The 18,115-nt window shown below is 71.1% G+C and carries 16 protein-coding genes; 11 read left to right on the forward strand and 5 right to left on the reverse strand.

Going from position 1 to position 18,115, the window contains the following annotated elements:
- The first annotated feature begins 182 nt into the window (after nucleotides 1-182).
- The 4 genes from C1I93_RS07610 (at nucleotide 183) to C1I93_RS07625 (ending at nucleotide 4,515) form a co-directional block, all read left to right on the forward strand.
- Nucleotides 183-1,079, forward strand: coding sequence for a septum formation family protein (locus C1I93_RS07610; protein WP_111242519.1), 897 nt, complete (start codon nucleotides 183-185; stop codon nucleotides 1,077-1,079).
- 61 nt (nucleotides 1,080-1,140) lie between these two features.
- The gene (locus tag C1I93_RS07615) at nucleotides 1,141-2,835 is read left to right on the forward strand and encodes an L-aspartate oxidase (RefSeq protein ID WP_111242520.1); all 1,695 of its coding nucleotides are present in this window, start codon (nucleotides 1,141-1,143) and stop codon (nucleotides 2,833-2,835) included.
- A gap of 5 nt (nucleotides 2,836-2,840) precedes the next feature.
- Nucleotides 2,841-3,737 carry a carboxylating nicotinate-nucleotide diphosphorylase gene (gene nadC, locus C1I93_RS07620; RefSeq protein WP_111242521.1) on the forward strand — a complete coding sequence of 299 codons (897 nt, stop codon included), beginning with the start codon at nucleotides 2,841-2,843 and terminating at the stop codon, nucleotides 3,735-3,737.
- Between the two features lie 19 nt (nucleotides 3,738-3,756).
- Nucleotides 3,757-4,515, forward strand: a complete 759-nt coding sequence (locus C1I93_RS07625; protein WP_111242522.1) for a type III pantothenate kinase — start codon at nucleotides 3,757-3,759, stop codon at nucleotides 4,513-4,515.
- Between the two features lie 6 nt (nucleotides 4,516-4,521).
- Here C1I93_RS07625 and C1I93_RS07630 read toward each other — a convergent pair whose 3' ends face one another.
- Nucleotides 4,522-5,295 (reverse strand): class I SAM-dependent methyltransferase, encoded by a 774-nt coding sequence (locus C1I93_RS07630; protein WP_111242523.1) that lies wholly within the window; start codon nucleotides 5,293-5,295, stop codon nucleotides 4,522-4,524.
- Between the two features lie 91 nt (nucleotides 5,296-5,386).
- Here C1I93_RS07630 and lysS point away from each other — a divergent pair, with 91 nt between their 5' ends.
- The 4 genes from lysS to C1I93_RS07650 all read left to right on the forward strand — a co-directional run bounded on the left by lysS (nucleotide 5,387) and on the right by C1I93_RS07650 (nucleotide 11,402).
- Nucleotides 5,387-6,895, forward strand: a complete 1,509-nt coding sequence (lysS, locus tag C1I93_RS07635; RefSeq protein ID WP_111242524.1) for a lysine--tRNA ligase — start codon at nucleotides 5,387-5,389, stop codon at nucleotides 6,893-6,895.
- A gap of 114 nt (nucleotides 6,896-7,009) precedes the next feature.
- On the forward strand, nucleotides 7,010-7,360 hold the full coding sequence (locus tag C1I93_RS07640; protein WP_111242545.1) for a histone-like nucleoid-structuring protein Lsr2: 351 nt from the start codon (nucleotides 7,010-7,012) through the stop codon (nucleotides 7,358-7,360).
- A gap of 545 nt (nucleotides 7,361-7,905) precedes the next feature.
- Nucleotides 7,906-10,440, forward strand: a complete 2,535-nt coding sequence (locus C1I93_RS07645) for an ATP-dependent Clp protease ATP-binding subunit (RefSeq protein WP_111242546.1) — start codon at nucleotides 7,906-7,908, stop codon at nucleotides 10,438-10,440.
- Nucleotides 10,441-10,748: 308 nt separating this feature from the next.
- Nucleotides 10,749-11,402: a C39 family peptidase gene (locus tag C1I93_RS07650; protein WP_111242547.1), complete on the forward strand. Its 654-nt coding sequence runs from the start codon at nucleotides 10,749-10,751 to the stop codon at nucleotides 11,400-11,402.
- Here C1I93_RS07650 and C1I93_RS07655 read toward each other — a convergent pair.
- Entirely contained in the window at nucleotides 11,390-12,313 is a 924-nt protein-coding gene (locus C1I93_RS07655; RefSeq protein ID WP_111242548.1) for an HhH-GPD family protein, read from the reverse strand. The two genes, C1I93_RS07650 and C1I93_RS07655, sit on opposite strands and share 13 nt — an antisense overlap.
- A 97-nt stretch (nucleotides 12,314-12,410) precedes the next feature.
- Here C1I93_RS07655 and C1I93_RS07660 point away from each other — a divergent pair, with 97 nt between their 5' ends.
- The 3 genes from C1I93_RS07660 (at nucleotide 12,411) to C1I93_RS07670 (ending at nucleotide 14,410) form a co-directional block, all read left to right on the forward strand.
- The gene (locus C1I93_RS07660; RefSeq protein WP_111242525.1) at nucleotides 12,411-12,923 is read left to right on the forward strand and encodes a glycine cleavage system transcriptional repressor; all 513 of its coding nucleotides are present in this window, start codon (nucleotides 12,411-12,413) and stop codon (nucleotides 12,921-12,923) included.
- 23 nt (nucleotides 12,924-12,946) lie between these two features.
- Complete coding sequence (locus C1I93_RS07665) at nucleotides 12,947-13,513, forward strand: peptide deformylase (protein ID WP_111242549.1); 567 nt, start codon at nucleotides 12,947-12,949, stop codon at nucleotides 13,511-13,513.
- Between the two features lie 147 nt (nucleotides 13,514-13,660).
- The gene (locus C1I93_RS07670) at nucleotides 13,661-14,410 is read left to right on the forward strand and encodes a hypothetical protein (RefSeq protein ID WP_111242550.1); all 750 of its coding nucleotides are present in this window, start codon (nucleotides 13,661-13,663) and stop codon (nucleotides 14,408-14,410) included.
- Between the two features lie 19 nt (nucleotides 14,411-14,429).
- Here the strand turns inward: C1I93_RS07670 and disA are convergent, their stop codons facing one another.
- The 3 genes from disA to C1I93_RS07685 form a co-directional block, all read right to left on the reverse strand.
- Complete coding sequence (gene disA / locus C1I93_RS07675; RefSeq protein WP_111242551.1) at nucleotides 14,430-15,608, reverse strand: DNA integrity scanning diadenylate cyclase DisA; 1,179 nt, start codon at nucleotides 15,606-15,608, stop codon at nucleotides 14,430-14,432.
- 99 nt (nucleotides 15,609-15,707) lie between these two features.
- A complete protein-coding gene (gene radA / locus C1I93_RS07680; RefSeq protein WP_111242526.1) occupies nucleotides 15,708-17,159 on the reverse strand; it encodes a DNA repair protein RadA in 1,452 nt (483 codons plus the stop codon).
- 94 nt (nucleotides 17,160-17,253) lie between these two features.
- Nucleotides 17,254-17,979: a hypothetical protein gene (locus C1I93_RS07685; protein WP_111242527.1), complete on the reverse strand. Its 726-nt coding sequence runs from the start codon at nucleotides 17,977-17,979 to the stop codon at nucleotides 17,254-17,256.
- Between the last annotated feature and the right edge of the window lie 136 nt (nucleotides 17,980-18,115).

Raw genomic sequence — 18,115 nt, forward strand, 5'->3', positions numbered from 1 at the left:
CACTTTCGGTGTAAGGATCGGTGTAAGGAAGGGCCCCCTGTTAACGCCTCGTGCATAGCAGGGGTCCCCTTTTAACGGCTGCGGCCCGGCTGCGCCGCGAATCCGGTCTGTTACCGAAAGGTCATTTCCGGTTACCCTGAGGGTGCCGTCGGGGGACGGCCGCTGGCTGGGGAGGCGGCGCCATGCAGCGTGCGACGAGAACCCTGATCGCGGCCCTCACCGTGGGAACGCTGCTCGCGGGCTGCGCCGGGGCCGGTGGGCTCGACGGCGACCTGGTCGACGACTGGGCGGCGTTGCCGCCGCCCGGGCCGTTCACCCCGGCCGCCGATCTGTGTCACGAGGCGGACTTCGCCGAGGTGGTGCCCGTCGGCGCGTACGCGCCTGTCGACTGCGCCGCCCCGCATCGGGTGGAGACCGTGCATGTCGGTGCCTTCCCCGCGACCCGGAGCACGCCACCGGAGCACACCTCCACCGAACTGCGCGCGGCCTTCGCCGACTGTGACAAGCGGGCCACCGGCTACGTCGGTGACGAGTGGCGGGCCGGGCGGCTGCGGCTGGCGGTGGCGGTGCCGTCCGAGCCGGGCTGGGCGGCCGGGTCACGGTGGTACCGCTGCGACCTGATGGAGGTCACCACCGCCGACGTGGGGGCCAAGGTCGTGGTGCGTACCGGCTCGTTGCGTGCTGCCCTGCGTACGCCGTCGGCGCTGCGGCTGGGTTGCCAGCGGGCGCGTACCGATCGGAACCGGGTGGTGCAGGCGCTGGTCCCGGTGGACTGCGCCGAGCGTCACGACGCCGAGTTCGCTGGCGTGTGGCGCTCCCCTGACCGGCCATTCCCGAAGCGCAGCGTCGACTGGGCCCCGTTCTACGCGGGCTGCCGCTCGGTGCTGGCCCGGTACGCCGACGTGCCAGACGACACCGATCTGGCCTTCCGTACGGACGTGGTGGTCCGCCCGCCCGCGGCCGGGCGATGGCGGCTCGGTGATCGTGGTATCCGCTGCTACCTGTGGCTCAGTGACCGGTCGGTGACCGGATCGCTGAAAAATGCCGGCCGGGCGGGCCTGCCGCTCCGGACGAGGTAGCCGAAACCACTCGTCCCGCCCCCGCGGCCCGAGTCGAGATCTCTTCGGGTTGACTGTGGGCATGGAGTCACCGACCAAGGGACTGCCCGCCCTGCCGAATCTGTTGGCTGCTCCGGCACCGGGCTGGGTGGAGAGCACCGACGTGATCGTGGTCGGCTCCGGGGTCGCCGGGCTGACCGCCGCACTGCACCTGCGTGAGGCCGGGCTGCACGTCACAGTGGTCACCAAGGTCAACATCGATGACGGCTCGACCCGCTGGGCGCAGGGTGGCGTGGCCGCCGTGCTCGATCCGGCGGACAGCCCGGAGATGCACGCCTCGGACACCGAGATCGCCGGGGTCGGCCTCTGTGACCCGGCGGCGGTACGAGTCCTGGTGGAGGAGGGCCCGATCCGGCTGCGTGAGCTGATGCGTCTCGGCGCGGAGTTCGACCGCGGACCCGATGGCTCGCTGATGCTCACCCGGGAGGGCGGGCACCGGGCGGACCGCATCGTGCACGCCGGCGGCGACGCGACCGGCGCGGAGATCCAGCGGGCCCTGCACGAGGCGGTTCGCCGTGACCCGTGGATCCGCCTGGTCGAGCACGCCCTGGTGCTGGATCTGCTCCGTGCCCCCGGCGACGGCCCGGACGGGCTGGGACCGGCCTGTGGCGTCACCCTGCACGTCCTCGGCGAGGGCAGCGAGGATGGCGTCGGTGCCCTGCTGGCCCGGGCGGTGGTGCTGGCGACCGGCGGAATGGGCCAGATCTTCGCGGCGACCACGAATCCCGCGGTCTCCACAGGTGACGGGGTGGCGCTGGCCATGCGCGCCGGTGCCGTCGTCACCGACGTGGAGTTCGTGCAGTTCCACCCGACCGCGCTGATCGTGCCGGAGCACTCCCGGGTGCCCGGTGCCGGCCACGCCCAGCAGCCGCTGGTATCCGAGGCGTTGCGGGGTGAGGGCGCGCATCTGGTGGACGCCGACGGCAAGCGGTTCATGCTCGGCCAGCACGAACTGGCCGAACTGGCACCACGGGACGTGGTGGCCAAGGGCATCCACCGCGTACTGATGGCCACCGGCGCCGACCATGTCTATCTCGACGCCCGCCATCTCGGCGGCGACTTCCTGGCCGGGCGGTTCCCGACCATCGTCGCCTCGTGCCTGGCCATCGGGGTCGACCCGGGGGCCGACCTGATCCCGGTCGCGCCAGCCGCGCACTACGCCTCCGGCGGGGTCCGCACCGACCTGCACGGCCGCACCTCCATCCCGGGCCTGTACGCCTGCGGCGAGGTCGCCTGCACCGGCGTGCACGGTGCCAACCGACTGGCCAGCAACTCGCTGTTGGAGGGGCTCGTCTTCTCCCGACGGATCGCCGACCACATCGCCTCCGGTCTGCCCGAGCAGGCCCGTCCGGCGGAGACGGGGGCGTGGCGGGGCGGCGCCGGCTGGGCGGTGCCGGCCGCGACGACGCCGCCGCTCCAGCGGGCGATGACCCGGGGCGCCGGTGTGCTCCGTTCGTCCGCGACGCTCGACGCGACGGCTGCCGAACTCGTCGAACTCGGTGCCGGGCGGGGTACCCCCCGCACCGCCGACTGGGAGGCGACGAACCTGCTCACGGTGGCGGCGGCGCTGGTCGCGGCCGCGTACGCCCGGCAGGAGACCCGGGGTTGCCACTGGCGGGAGGACTTCCCCTCGGCAGACGAACGGTGGCGCGGTCACCTGTTGAGTGCGATCGGGGCGGAGAGCCAACTGACCACGCGGTGGGAGGAGAACCGGTGAGCGGGATGACGGCGGCCCGGGAGCGGGAGTTGCGCGAGGCCGGACTGGACCCGGAGCAGGTACGCCTGATCATCGACGGCGCGCTGGCCGAGGACCTCGGTCCGGACCTGCGTGACGTGACGAGCGTGGCGACGATTCCGGTGACCCAGACCGGCACCGCCGACGTGGTGGCCCGCGCCGACGGTGTGGTGGCCGGGTTGGCTGTCGCCGCGGCCGTCTTCGAACTGACCGCCCAGTTGACCGGGACGGGTCGTACCGTCGAGGTGTCGATGGTGGCCCGCGACGGCGCGCGGGTGGCCCGCGGCGCTGTGCTGGCCACGGTGACCGGCCCGACCCGGACCCTGCTCACCGCCGAGCGGACCGCGCTCAACCTGCTCTGCCGGATGTCCGGGGTGGCCACCCACACCCGGGCCTGGGCGGACGCGCTGGCCGGCAGCAAGGCGATGGTCCTCGACACCCGCAAGACCACGCCGGGCCTGCGCGCCCTGGAGAAGTACGCGGTGCGGGCGGGCGGTGGCACGAACAAGCGGATGGGCCTGCACGACGTCGCCATGATCAAGGACAACCACAAGTACGCCGCAGGCGGGGTGGCCGCCGCCTACCGGCGGGTCCGCGAGGCGTTCCCGGACGTGCCGGTGCAGGTGGAGGTGGACACGCTCGCCGAGGCGGTGGAGGCGGTCGAGGCGGGGGCGACGTTCCTGCTGCTGGACAACATGTCCCCGGCACTGCTCGCCGAGGTGGTGGCGGTGGTCGGCGACCGGGCCGAGTTGGAGGCGACCGGTGGGCTGACCCTCGCCGACGCCGCCGAGGTGGGTGCCACCGGCGTCGACTTCCTCTCCGTGGGCGCGCTCACCCACTCCTCGCCGATCCTGGACATCGCCCTGGACCTGCGCACGGAGTGAACCCGTCTAGGCTTCGTGCGTGCTGCTCTGCATCGACATCGGGAACACCAACACTGTGCTGGCGACCTTCGACGGCGACAAGCTGGTGCACTCCTGGCGGATCAAGACCGACGCCCGCTCGACCGCCGACGAGCTGGGTCTGATGTTTCGTGGCCTGCTCGCCGCGGACGCCGTCGAGATCACCGGTGTCGCGGCCTGTTCGACAGTGCCGGCCGCGCTGCGTTCGCTGCGGACCATGCTGACCCGCTACTACGGGGAACTGCCGAGTGTGATCGTGGAACCCGGGGTACGCACCGGGGTGCAGTTGGCGATCGACAACCCGAAGGAGGTCGGCGCCGACCGGGTGGTGAACACGCTCGCCGCCTACACCCTCTACGGTGGGCCGTCGATCGTCGTCGACTTCGGCACCACCACCAACTTCGACGTGATCAGTGGCCGGGGTGAGTTCCTCGGCGGTGCGTTCGCGCCGGGCATCGAGATCTCCTTCGACGCGCTCGCCGCCCGCGCCGCCCAGTTGCGCAAGGTGGAAGCGACCCGACCCCGCTCGGTGATCGGCAAGAACACCGTCGAATGCCTTCAGGCCGGGCTGTACTTCGGCTTCGCCGGACAGGTGGACCGGATCGTCGAGCGGATGACCGCCGAGCTGGGGGAGTTGAAGGCGGTGATCGCCACCGGCGGGTTGGCGTCGCTGGTCCTCAACGAGTGCCACACCATCACTCACCACGAACCGATGATCACCCTGATCGGCCTGCGCATGGTGTACGAGCGCAACGTCTGACCAGGTTCAGGTTCGTCGGGCGCGGGCTACCAGGGTGCGGTACGGGAGCTTCACGGTTTCCTGGCCGGCCAGGTCGGGGTGGGTGTCCAGCAGTTCGTGGACCTCCCGGTCGACGTCGGCGCGCCGCTGCGGGGTGGCGGTGAGGTAGTGGGAGCGGGTGCGGATCAGTCCGCGCAGGTCGTCCCGGGTCAGTTCGGTGGTGTGGGTGAACTCGGCCCATTCGAGTGGGCCGAAGGCGTCGCCGAAGTCGGTGACGGTTTGGCGCAGGTGATCGACCGTGTCCCCGATCTCGGCGATCCGGCTCAGCTCGGTCACCCAGGTGACCTGGTCGTCGCGCAGGTTCCAGATCGGGGCGAAGACACCGCCGGGTCGCAGCACCCGGGCGATCTCCGGGTGGGCTGCGGTCCGGTCGAACCAGTGGTACGCCTGGCCGGCGAGGACGGCGTCGGCGTACCCGTCGGGCAACGGCATCGACTCGGCACTACCAGCCAGCGGGCGTACGTCGGCGGTGGCCGCGGCCAGTTGGGCGCGCATGCCGGGATCGGGTTCGACGGCCGTGACCTGGTGGCCCAGGCTGAGCAGGTCCCGGGTGAGGATGCCGGTGCCGGCCGCCAGGTCGACCACCCGGGGCCGGCCCGACGCCGCCCGGTCGGCTGCCTGGGCGGGGGGAGCGAGGCCGGTGAGCGCCCAGCGTAGGGCGGCGCGGGGATAGCGGGGGCGGAACCGGTCGTAGTCGGCGGCGGCCGCGCCGAAGGAGAGGGCCTCGGTGGGCTCGGTCATGGCCGGCAGGCTATCCGGTAACGGTCGTCTGGGGGCTTGAGTACGCTCGGGGCTTGACCCCGCCCGAATTCTCCCGTCGAGGAAGCGTGCCGTGACCCAGCAGAGCCCCGTGCCAGTCGATCCCGCCGACGACCTTCCCGAGCAGATGAAGGTCCGCCGGGAGAAGCGAGAGCGGATGCTCGCCGACGGCGTGGAGCCGTACCCGGTCAGTTTTCCGCGTACCAGCACCCTGGCCGAGGTTCGGGCGCGCTACGCCGACCTGCCCACCGACACCGCGACCGGCGACCGGGTCTCGGTCACCGGTCGGGTGATCTTCGTACGAAACACCGGCAAGCTCTGCTTCGCCAACCTGCGGGACGGCGACGGCACCGAGATCCAGGCGATGTTCTCGCTGGACCGGGTCGGCGCGGAGCGGCTGGAGGACTGGAAGCGGCTGGTCGACCTCGGTGATCTCGTGGGAGTCACCGGCGAGGTGATCACCAGTCGCCGGGGTGAGTTGTCGGTGCTCGCCGAGCAGTGGGCCGTCACCGCCAAGGCGTTGCGTCCGCTGCCGGTGGCGCACAAGCCGCTCAGCGAGGAGGCCCGGGTCCGGCAGCGCTACGTCGATTTGATCGTGCGTCCGCAGGCGCGGCAGATGGTCCGCACCCGGGCCGCCGCGGTACGCAGCCTGCGCGATTCACTGCACGGGCAGGGTTTCCTCGAGGTGGAGACCCCGATGCTCCAGTTGCTGCACGGCGGAGCGACCGCCCGGCCTTTCGTGACCCACAGCAATGCGCTCGACACCGATCTGTATCTAAGAATCGCGCCGGAACTGTTTCTCAAGCGCGCCGTGGTCGGTGGCGTCGAGCGGGTCTTCGAGATCAACCGCAACTTCCGTAATGAGGGCATCGACTCTTCACACTCGCCGGAGTTCGCGATGCTGGAGGCGTACCAGGCGTACGGCGACTACAACACCATGGCTGAGTTGACCCGGAATCTGGTGCAACAGGCGGCGATCGCGGTCTCTGGCTCGACGGTGGTCACCCATGCTGGCGGTCGTGAGTTCGACCTGGGCGGCCAGTGGCGTTCGGTCAGTCTGTTCGGCGTGCTTTCCGAGGCGCTCGGTGAGGAGGTCACGGTCCACACCGACCGGGCCCGCCTGGTGGAGTACGCGGACAAGGTGGGCGTGGCCGTCGATCCCAAGTGGGGGCCGGGCAAGCTGGCCGAGGAGTTGTTCGAGGAGTTGGTCGTACCGGGCCTTGAGGCGCCAACTTTCGTGCGCGACTACCCGGAGGAGACCAGCCCGCTCACCCGGGGGCACCGCGGTGAGCCGGGGCTGGCCGAGAAGTGGGACCTGTATGTGCTCGGGTTCGAACTCGCCACCGCGTACTCCGAGCTGGTCGACCCGGTGGTACAGCGGGAACGGCTGGTCACCCAGGCGCAGTTGGCCGCCCGCGGCGACGACGAGGCGATGCGGCTGGACGAGGACTTTCTCCGGGCGATGGAGTACGGAATGCCGCCGGCCGGTGGCATGGGAATGGGAATCGACCGGCTCCTGATGGCGCTCACCGGCCTGGGAATTCGGGAAACCATCCTCTTCCCGTTGGTGCGCCCTGAGTAGTCGGTACGAAACTTACCGGCTCGTTACCGCGTCCTATTGACGCGGCAAGCATCGTACGGGTTATTGTGCTCTTGCAGTTGGCAGTAGTAGCCCTGCTGGAAAGGAATGTGGGACGTGGCCAAGCAGATCATTCACAAGCTGGTCGATGACCTGGACGGCGGGGACGCGGACGAGACCGTCAAGTTCGCGCTCGACGGCGTCCAGTACGAGATCGACCTGTCGAGTTCGAACGCCGAGAAATTGCGTGACGTATTCGCGCAGTACATCGCTCACGGCACGAAGGTGGGCCGGGGTGGTGTGGTCGTGGGTGGTCGGGCCGCTCGCGGCCGGGGTGGTGCCACGGCTGATCGCGAGCAGAACAAGGCCATCCGGGCCTGGGCGCGTAAGGCCGGCAAGGACATCTCCGACCGGGGTCGGATCCCGCAGGAGATCGTCGACGAGTACCACGCCAAGGCCGGTCACTGATCCGGCTCTGAGTCATCAGCGGTGCCGGTCCGGAAGTCGTCCGGGCCGGCACCTGCCCTTCCGGCCGGGACATGCTGCCCTTCCGGGACGTTTGACAACTTTTGTCTGGATCGCGGGGGATTGTCAAAGTTCGCGCCGGGTGTCGTCCCGGCGGCGAACCTCCGTGTGCCGCCGGGACTATTCGCCCTCGGACCGGCGTTGTCCACAACCGGTGGATGTCTTGTCCACACCCTGTGGATGGCGTCGAGGAGGATGCTGTCCACCCCGCCGGGGGCCTCCGTGCGGCGTCCCGACGGTCTGCGGGTGCCTACCGAATTTCGCTCTGCGCGTACAGCAACCACGCCCGGAACAGCCGTTGAGCGTGGATGGTTGTGCAAAACGACGCGTACCGACCCTTCGGCACAGACACACGAGGTCAGCCGAGCGGGTTCGCGGCGATAGAGTAATGAGGCACGGATGCCCGTCCCGGGCGTTCGCGCACCGGCCCCGCCGAGAGTCTTGACCACCAAGATCGAGTGCGCACGGCACGTGAGGAGCACGAGGGCATGTTCGAGCGGTTCACCGACCGAGCGCGACGGGTTGTCGTCCTGGCCCAGGAAGAGGCCCGGATGCTCAACCACAACTACATCGGTACGGAACACATCCTGTTGGGCCTGATCCACGAGGGTGAGGGCGTCGCGGCCAAGGCCCTGGAGAGCCTCGGGATCTCGCTGGAGGGCGTCCGCCAGCAGGTGGAGGAGATCATCGGCCAGGGCCAGCAGGCGCCGAGCGGGCACATCCCGTTCACGCCGCGGGCCAAGAAGGTGCTGGAGCTGTCGCTGCGCGAGGCGCTTCAGCTCGGCCACAACTACATCGGCACCGAGCACATCCTGCTCGGCCTGATCCGGGAGGGTGAGGGCGTCGCCGCCCAGGTGCTGGTCAAGCTCGGCGCCGACCTGAACCGGGTCCGCCAGCAGGTGATCCAGCTGCTCTCCGGCTACCAGGGCAAGGAGCCGGCTGCGGCGGGCACCGCGCCGGGCGAGGCCGCGCCGTCGACCAGCCTGGTGCTGGACCAGTTCGGCCGGAACCTCACCCAGGCCGCCCGCGAGGGCAAGCTCGACCCGGTGATCGGGCGCGAGAAGGAAATCGAGCGGGTGATGCAGGTGCTCTCCCGCCGGACCAAGAACAACCCGGTCCTGATCGGTGAGCCCGGCGTCGGCAAGACCGCCGTGGTCGAGGGGCTGTCCCAGAAGATCATCAAGGGCGAGGTGCCCGAGACGCTGAAGGACAAGCAGCTCTACACGCTCGACCTGGGCGCGCTGGTGGCCGGCTCCCGTTACCGAGGTGACTTCGAGGAGCGCCTGAAGAAGGTGCTCAAGGAGATCCGCACCCGGGGCGACATCATCCTCTTCATCGACGAGATCCACACCCTGGTGGGTGCGGGTGCCGCCGAGGGCGCGATCGACGCGGCGAGCATCCTCAAGCCGATGCTGGCCCGCGGCGAGCTGCAGACCATCGGTGCGACCACCCTCGACGAATACCGCAAGCACCTGGAGAAGGACGCCGCGCTGGAGCGCCGTTTCCAGCCGATCCAGGTGGGTGAGCCCTCGCTGGCTCACACCATCGAGATCCTCAAGGGTCTGCGGGACCGTTACGAGGCGCACCACCGGGTGAGCATCACCGACGCCGCGCTGGTGGCGGCGGCGACGCTTGCCGACCGGTACATCTCCGACCGCTTCCTGCCGGACAAGGCGATCGACCTGATCGACGAGGCCGGGGCCCGGATGCGGATCCGCCGGATGACCGCGCCGCCAGACCTGCGTGACTTCGACGAGCGCATCGCCCAGGTGCGCCGCGACAAGGAGTCCGCGATCGACGCGCAGGACTTCGAGCGTGCCGCCCAGCTGCGGGACAAGGAGAAGCAGCTGCTGGGCCAGAAGGCGCAGCGGGAGAAGGAGTGGAAGGCCGGTGACCTGGACGTCGTCAGCGAGGTCGACGACGAGCAGATCGCCGAGGTGCTGGGCAACTGGACGGGCATCCCGGTCTACAAGCTGACCGAGGAGGAGACCTCGCGTCTGCTGCGCATGGAGGACGAGCTGCACAAGCGCGTCATCGGCCAGGAGGACGCGGTCAAGGCGGTCTCGAAGGCCATCCGGCGTACCCGGGCCGGCCTGAAGGACCCGAAGCGCCCGTCCGGCTCGTTCATCTTCGCCGGCCCGTCCGGTGTCGGTAAGACCGAGCTGTCCAAGGCGCTCGCCGAGTTCCTGTTCGGCAGCGAGGACGCCCTCATCCAGCTGGACATGTCCGAGTTCCACGACCGGTACACGGTCTCCCGGCTGGTCGGTGCCCCGCCCGGATACGTCGGCTACGACGAGGGCGGGCAGCTGACCGAGAAGGTGCGTCGTCGGCCGTTCTCGGTGGTCCTCTTCGACGAGATCGAGAAGGCCCACCCGGACGTGTTCAACACGCTGCTGCAGATCCTGGAAGACGGCCGGTTGACCGACGGTCAGGGCCGGATCGTGGACTTCAAGAACACGGTCATCATCCTGACCACCAACCTCGGCACGAGGGACGTGGCCAAGGCGGTGTCGCTGGGCTTCCAGCAGTCGGAGGACTCCGAGTCCAACTACGACCGGATGAAGCAGAAGGTCAACGACGAGCTGAAGCAGCACTTCCGGCCCGAGTTCCTGAACCGGATCGACGACACCATCGTCTTCCACCAGCTGCGTCAGAACGAGATCCTCCAGATCGTGGACATCATGATCGCCCGGATCGAGACCCAGCTGCGCAACAAGGACATGGGCCTGGAGCTGACCGACAACGCCAAGAAGTACCTGGCGACCAAGGGCTTCGACCCGGTGCTGGGCGCGCGGCCGCTGCGCCGCACGATCCAGCGCGACATCGAGGACAACCTCTCCGAGCGGATCCTGTTCAACGAGCTGACCCCGGGTCAGATCGTGGTGGTGGACTGCGAGGGCGACCCCAACAACATCGACAAGTCCAAGCTCGTCTTCCGGGGCTCCGAGCGGCCGGTCGAGGTGCCGGACGCGGTCCCGGCCGACCTCGGCGGCAGCACGGCCGCGGCGGGCGCGGACGAGTAGCTCAACCCGTACGACAGCCGGCGGCCCGGTGGCAGTTGCCACCGGGCCGCCGTCGTTGTGCCGCGTCCGCTCCGGCGAGGCCCATGCGGAGGCCCGCCGAGCGGAGCGGAGCATTCCGTCGCCGGTGGCAGGTGGCAGGCGACCCGTATGACAGCCGTCACCGTTTGCCGTGGCATGCGCGGGTGGTCAGGGTCGTTGTACCGGGAGTAACCGCAGCGGCCGCCTGGGCCGCTGCCGCTGTCCTTCCCGACGCGCTTGCCCACCATCCCTCCCGGGTGTCGCGTCGTTTCCCGATCTGGAAGGCGACGATCATGACCACGTTGATTCGTAAGGCTGCCCTGACCGCCTGCGGTGCCGTCTTCGCTGGTGGGATGATCACCGGTCCGATGAGCGCGACCGCCGCTCCGTCCGGCACCGGCCCGCTGGCCGCCCTGACCGAGCGGGGGAAAGGCACCGGCGAGCGGCAGTTGAAGGTGCGGTACGAGGCACAGCCCAACTTCTACTACTGTGGCCCGGCCGCCGTACGCAACGCGCTGACAGTCATGGACCGGGACGTCTCACAGGACGACCTGGCCCGCGAGATGGGCACCACCGAGCGGGGCACCGATTCGGCGCATCTGATCACCAAGGCGCTGAACGAGCGGAGCGGCAAGAACGTCTACCGCACCGTGGAGCTTCCCGGGCCCGTCGCCGACGACGCCCAGACCGACCGGCTGCGGGCTGACATCGTCAGTGCCGTCGACGACGGGCGCAGCCCGGTGGTCAACGTCGTCGGCACCGGCACGGACACCGACGGGACGAGCCACACCTTCGAGGGCGGCCACTACATCTCGGTGACCGGTTACCGGGGCGGCGGTGACCAGGTGAAGATCGCCGACTCGGCCGACCCCGCGCGCGCCGAGTACTGGATCACCATCGACGCGCTCGCCGACTGGGCGGCCACCCGCGGTTACTCCGCCTGACCGAGCGGCACCGGGTCCGGGCCGGTCGGCGGGCCGTCGCCGAGCAACCGGAACGACGCCTCGCCGACCGGCTCGACCAGCCCGTCGGTGACCAGACCGGCAAGGGCGCGGGCCCGCTGCACCTCGTCCGCCCAGACTTGGTCCAACCGCTGCTGCGGCACCGGCCCGGTCGACTCCCGCAGCAGGCCGAGGAGCAGCCCGCGTACCTGCCGGTCGGTGCCGGCGTAGCGTTGCGGCCGACGGGTCGGGCCGACCGGGGCGACCTGGCCCGAGGCGCGCCAGGCGCAGATCGTCTCGACCGGGCACGCGTCGCAGCGCGGGGCGCGGGCGGTGCAGATCACCGCACCCAGCTCCATGATGGCGGCGCTGGCGAGCGCGGCGGCGGCCGGTTCGGCGGGGAGCAGTTCCTCGGTGGCGACCAGGTCGGCGGGGCGGGTGGCCGGGCCGGCGTCCGGCTCTCCGGCGACCGCCCGACAGACCACCCGGCGTACGTTGGTGTCGACCACGGGGTGGCGCTGGCCGTACGCGAAAGCCGCCACCGCCCGCGCCGTGTACGTGCCGACGCCGGGCAGCGCGAGCAGCTGGTCCAGCCGGTCCGGTACGGTCCCGCCGTGCCGCGCGACGATGGCCACCGCGCACTCCCGTAGGCGCAACGCTCGGCGCGGATAGCCGAGGCGTCCCCACATCCGGATGGCCTCGGCCGGACTGTCCTGCGCCAGTGCGGCCGGCGTGGGCCAGCGCTCCAGCCAGGCGTGCCAGGCGGGCAACACCCGGGCCACCGGAGTCTGCTGGAGCATGACCTCGCTGACCAGGATGGCCCACGCGCCCACACCGGGGTGGCGCCACGGCAGGTCCCGGGCGTTCTGCTCGTACCACCGGCTCACACGTCCGGCGAATGTGGCTTCTGTCATCGCGTCGCCGATGATGTCACGCGCCGCTGGTCCCGTTGACTGGACGGTACCGGCGGGCCGCCGCCGTCGACGTACGCGGATCGGGCAGAATGCCCGGATGAACGAGCTCGCGATCACCGTCATCGGCCGGGACCGGCCCGGCATCGTGGCTGACGTCGCCGAGGTGCTCGCCCGGCTCGGGGCCAACCTCACCGACAGCACCATGACCCGGCTGCGAGGGCACTTCGCGATGACGCTGATCTGCGTCGGCCCCGCCGCCACCGAGGTCGAGGCCGCGTTGGCCCCGCTCGCCGCCGACAGCCAACTGGTGGCGACCGTACGCTCCGTGGCGCGCGACGGCGAGGCGGCGCCAGCCGGCGAGCCGTACGTGATGGCGGTGCACGGCGCGGACCGGATGGGCATCGTGGCGGCGATGACGCGGGTGCTGACGGAAGCCGGTGGCAACGTCACCGACCTGAGTACCCGACTGGCCGGGTCGCTCTACGTGGTGGTCGCCGAGGTGGATCTACCGGCCGGGGCGGCCACCGCGCTCGCTGAACGGCTGGCCGCCACCGCCGCCGAGTTGGGCGTCGAGGTCACTCTCCGTCCCGCCGAACCGGATCTGCTGTGACCGGGCGCGGCGACGGGTCCGATCTGGATCCGCAGACGGAGGGGCACACCGGCCTCGGTGACTGGACTCCTGAGGCGTTGGGCGCCGGCCGGGTGCTACCGGTGGTCTCCGCCCCGGAGGCGGTGCTCAGCCGCGACGGTGCGGAGGTCGACCCGATCGCCGACGAGACCGTACGCCTGGCGGCGGACCTGGTCGCCACGATGCGGGTGTCGCCCGGCTGCGTCGGCCTGGCCGCTCCGCAGGTGGGGGTCGGCGCCCGGGTGTTCGCGGTGGACGTCACCGGGCACGCCAAGGCGGTGACCGTGCACGGCACCTTCGTGCTCTGCAACGCCCGGGTGGTCGAGGCGAGCCGGTGGAAGGTGGGCCGGGAAGGGTGCATGTCGGTGCCGGACCTCACCGGTGACGTCAAACGCGCGAGCCGGCTGGTGGTCGAGGGCGCGCTGCCGGGCAGCGGCCAGGTCGTCCGCCTGACGACCGACGGTTTCGAGGCGCGTGCCCTGCAACACGAGATCGACCACTGCGCGGGCCTGCTCTTCCTGGACCGGGTGGCCGGGGCGCACGCGATCTATCAGCGCAAGGTCTACCTCTGACGGGTCGTACCGGCACGGTCGGTGACCGTGTGTTGCGACGAAGCCGGCACGGACTGTCGAGAATGGAGGGTCAGCCGCGATGCGTGGAGGATGTCCCGGCGCGTCGCCGCCTTCCGTCACGTCGCCCGCCGCTACGGTGGGGGCATCATGCGTCTGACGGTCGGCCCCCTGCCCCCCGCCGTGTACTGGCGGCGTCGCGCCGTTGTGCTCGGTGCGGTCCTGCTCTTCCTGATCGTGCTGCTCTACTCGTGCAACGGGCAGCGCGGCGGCAACGACGCGGGCCGCGAGGGCCAGCCGGAACCGGGCGTGTCATCCGGCACACCGGAGCCCACCGGCTCGGTGCTGACCCCGCAGACCGGCGCGCCGCCGTCAGGTGACGCCGGGGCCGGCCCGGCCACCCCGGCCCCGGACGGCTCCACCACGCCGTCCAGCACGCCGCAGACGTCCACCGCGCCTAACTCCGGCAACGACGTGCCGGCACGGGCACCGGTGAACGACGCCGGCACCTGCACCGACGCGGAACTCTCGGTGACCGCGGTGGCCCTGCCCGCGCAGGTCGTCCGGGGTGCCGCCGTCGACCTGCACCTGAAGGTCCGTAACCGGTCCGAGCGGACGTGCAGTCGGGATGTCGGCGCGACCGCCCAGGAGCTCTACATCAAGTCCGGTGCCGAGGTGATCTGGTCATCGGACACCTGCGGCACGGCCGCCGGCTCGGAGGTGCAGTCCTTCACCGCCGGGTTCGAACGCGCCTACCGGGTCGGCTGGAACGGCAAGGACAGCAGCCGGTGCGCCGACGGACTGGCGAACGGCCCCACGCCGCAGGCCGGGACGTACGAGGTCTTCGCCCGGGTCGGCACCAAACGCAGCCAGCCGGTGAAACTCGTCCTCACCGACTGAGAGCCGTCGGCGCCGCCTGTCAGACGTACCGTTCGAGGATGGAAGCCTCGGCGAGCCGGGACAGTCCCTCGCGTACGCCCCGGGCCCGCGCGTCACCGACGCCCTCGACCGTCTGGAGGTCCTCCACCGTCGCGCCCAGCAGGCGCTGGAGGCTGCCGAAGTGCATCACCAGCCGGTCCACCACGGCCACCGGCAGCCGGGGCACCTTGGCCAGCAGCCGGAACCCGCGTGGACTGACCGCCGCGTCCAGTGCGTCCGAGGCGGCCGGGTAGCCGATCGCCTTGGCGACCGAGACCAGGTCGATCAGCTCGGTCGCGCTGAGCAGATCCAACTCGACAAGGGCCTCGTCGAGGGTGCGCGGCTTGCGGCCGGCGGGCAGGTAGTCCCGGATGACCAGGGTGCGGTCGGCGTCGACGCCGGCCATCAGCTCGTCGAGCTGCAGGGCGAGCAGCCGCCCGTCGGTGCCCAGCTCCACCACGTAACCGGCGATCTCGTCGGCGATGCGGCGGACCATCTCCAACCGCTGCACCACCGCCACCGCGTCCCGCACGGTGACCAGATCCTCGATCTCCAGTGCGGAGAGTGTGCCGGAGACCTCGTCCAGCCGCAGCTTGTAACGCTCCAGGGTGGCCAGCGCCTGGTTGGCCCGGGAGAGGATGGCCGCCGAGTCGTCAAGCACGTGCCGCTGGCCGTTGACGTAGAGGCTGATGATCCGCATCGACTGGCTGACCGAGATCACCGGGTAGCCGGTCTGCCGGGCGACCCGCTCCGCGGTGCGGTGCCGGGTGCCGGACTCCTCCGTCGGGATGGCCGGATCGGGCATCAGGTGCACCGCCGCGCGGACGATCCGGGTGCCGTCGCTGGAGAGCACCACCGCACCGTCCATCTTGCACAGCTCGCGGATCCGGGTGGCGGAGAACTCGACGTCCAGCGGGAAACCGCCGGTGCACAGCCCCTCGACGACCTTGTCGTAGCCGAGGACGATGAGCGCGCCCGTGCGGCCGCGCAGGATGCGCTCCAAGCCGTCGCGCAGCGCGGTGCCGGGTGCCATCAGGGCCAGGTTGGCGCGTAGCGGATCGCCGGCGCTGCCGCCTCCGGTCACGCTGATGCTGATCGGACGGGCGGGCGAGCCCACGGCACCGGTGCGGGCGTGGGGTGTCGCGCCGGCAGGCTTGGTGGTATCGCGGTCGACTGGCACGGGCACAGTCTACGGACTGCCGTGCGGTGGGTGCTGTCGTGGTTACTGTGATGTGTCACGATCCCGCCACTCGGTCGCGTCGTCGCACCGGAAGGGCCGTCACTCCGCCGACACCCGGGCCGCGGCCTGGAGCGCCGAACGGACGTCGCCGACCTCGATCACCCGCAGCTGGTCGGGACCGGCGCCGGTGCTCGCCGGGCCGCAACCCTGCGGCACCAGGGCCAGCCGGAAGCCGAGCCGGGCCGCCTCGGCCAGCCGGCGGGGCACCGCGCCCACCCGACGCACCTCGCCGGTCAGCCCCACTTCGCCGATGGCCACCAGCTGCGGTGCGATGGCCAGGTTGAGCCCGCCGGAGGCGACGGCCAGCGCCACCGCGAGGTCGGCTGCGGGCTCCACCACCCGGATGCCGCCGACAGTGGCCGCGAAGACCTCCCGGTCGTGCAGGGTGAGCCGTTCGGTGCGGCGCTGGAGCACCGCCAGCACCATCGCCAGCCGGGCCGAATCCAACCCGGAGACCGTGCGCCGGGGAGAGCCGGCCACCGTCGCGCCGATCAGCGCCTGCACCTCGGTGACAAGTGCCCGACGCCCCTCCATGGCCACCGTCACGCAGGTGCCCGGCACCGGCTCCGAGTAGCGGGTCAGGAACAGTCCGGACGGGTCGGCCAGGCTGCTGATGCCGCTCTCGTGCATCTCGAAGCAGCCCACCTCGTCGGCAGCCCCGAAGCGGTTCTTGACCCCGCGCACCATCCGCAGGGACGAGTGCTTGTCACCCTCGAAGTGCAGCACCACGTCGACCAGGTGCTCCAGCACCCGGGGACCGGCCACCTGTCCGTCCTTGGTGACGTGGCCGACCAGCACGGTCGCGATCCCACGCTCCTTGGCGACCGCCACCACGGCGGCGGTGACCGCCCGGACCTGGGTCACCCCGCCGGACACCCCCTCGGTGCCGGCGGTGGAGATGGTCTGCACCGAGTCGAGCACCAGCAGGCCGGGCTTTACCGCGTCGAGATGGCCGAGCACCGCCGCGAGGTCGTTCTCAGCGGCCAGGTAGAGCTGGTCGTGCAGGGTGCCCATGCGCTCGGCCCGCAGTCGCACCTGGCTCACCGACTCCTCGCCGCTGACCACCAGGGACGGGCTGCCGGCACCTGCGGCCCACTGCTGCGCCACGTCCAGCAACAGGGTGGACTTGCCGACGCCCGGCTCACCGGCGAGCAGCACCACCGCCCCCGGCACCAACCCACCGCCGAGCACCCGGTCGAGTTCGCTGACGCCGGTGGGTCGGGCCCGGGCCGGTGCCGCGCTGATGGTGGCGATCGGCCGGGCCGGTTCGGCAGGCATCCGGGAACTGACGACCCGGCCGGAGACGGTCGGCCCGGTGACGGTGCATTCGACCACCGAACCCCACTCGCCACACTCGGGGCAGCGGCCCACCCATTTCGGTGGCTGGTGACCGCAGGCGTCGCACTCGTACGCGGGGCGGGGCTCGCGGGCGGCGGCCTTGCCGCGCCCGCCACCCGTGCCTCGGGCCGAGGTCGATCGGGAGATGCTCACCCGAGCGACGCTAACCCCTGGGTACGACGACGGCGCCGCCGGCCTGGGTTCACCACGCCGACGACGCCGCCGGAAAAGCTGGCGATGCTACGGCTCAGTGGCCGCCCTCACCCTCGAATCCCGTGTGCCGCTCGATGATCGGCGACGGCGGCGGTGGCGGGCTGAGCGGCACGGCGACAGGTGCCGGGGTGGTGACGCTGTCGCCACCGCCGAAGTCGAAGGTGACGGTGAGGTTCTGCCCCGCGAGCACCGCCGAGTTCAACCCGAGGAGCTGGAGCACCTGCTCGCCCTCGGTGTTCAGCTGCACGTAGCTCAGCGGCGGGATCTCGATCCGGGCGGGTGCACCCGCCGGAGCCTCCGGGGCGCCTGCCGTGGGCGGCTCACCCGGGGACGGGGATCCACTCGGGGACTCGTCCGGACCGGGCGTGCCCTCCGGCGACGACGTGGCGGTCGGCGTGGGCGATCCGGTGGGCGACGGGCTGGTCGCGGCGCTGACCGTGGTGAGCACCACCTCGCGGGCGTCCGACGAGGTGACGGTGACCGTCACCGGGTTCGGGGAGTCGTTGTAGAAGACCGCGTTGAGCACCGCGTTGTCGCCGGCCTGGTAACCCTCGACACCCGGGTACGCGACAAGCACGCTCCGCACCCCGTACGCGCCCGCGTCGGCCTGGAGGTCGATGCCCTGGATCGACGGCACCTTGTTGGCCGTCTCCGAGATCTGACCGGCGCCGCACCCGGACAGCAGCAACAGCCCGGCTGCCGTCACGATCCCGGGCAGCAGCACGGCAGCCCGCCGGGAACCCCTGATCGAGCGCGTCACGTCGGTCCTCCTCGTCACGATCACGCCCGGCGACGCCGCCGGACCCGCTGGCCATGCCCGCGCAGACCGCGCTCCAGGGTAGTTGGCGCTGATCGTGACCCGCACGCCGACCCTGCGCGGCCACCTGAACGGTGCG

Source organism: Micromonospora endophytica (genome assembly GCF_003236305.1).
GTDB lineage: Bacteria > Actinomycetota > Actinomycetes > Mycobacteriales > Micromonosporaceae > Micromonospora > Micromonospora endophytica.

Excerpts from the sequence above, each read along its gene's own strand:
- C1I93_RS07610 (WP_111242519.1), top strand. The coding sequence starts at position 183 with ATGCAGCGTGCGACGAGAACCCTGATCGCGGCCCTCACCGTGGGAACG.
- C1I93_RS07615 (WP_111242520.1), top strand. The coding sequence starts at position 1,141 with ATGGAGTCACCGACCAAGGGACTGCCCGCCCTGCCGAATCTGTTGGCT.
- nadC (WP_111242521.1), top strand. The coding sequence starts at position 2,841 with ATGACGGCGGCCCGGGAGCGGGAGTTGCGCGAGGCCGGACTGGACCCG.
- C1I93_RS07630 (WP_111242523.1), bottom strand. The coding sequence starts at position 5,295 with ATGACCGAGCCCACCGAGGCCCTCTCCTTCGGCGCGGCCGCCGCCGAC.
- C1I93_RS07645 (WP_111242546.1), top strand. The coding sequence starts at position 7,906 with ATGTTCGAGCGGTTCACCGACCGAGCGCGACGGGTTGTCGTCCTGGCC.
- C1I93_RS07655 (WP_111242548.1), bottom strand. The coding sequence starts at position 12,313 with ATGACAGAAGCCACATTCGCCGGACGTGTGAGCCGGTGGTACGAGCAG.
- C1I93_RS07660 (WP_111242525.1), top strand. The coding sequence starts at position 12,411 with ATGAACGAGCTCGCGATCACCGTCATCGGCCGGGACCGGCCCGGCATC.
- C1I93_RS07670 (WP_111242550.1), top strand. The coding sequence starts at position 13,661 with ATGCGTCTGACGGTCGGCCCCCTGCCCCCCGCCGTGTACTGGCGGCGT.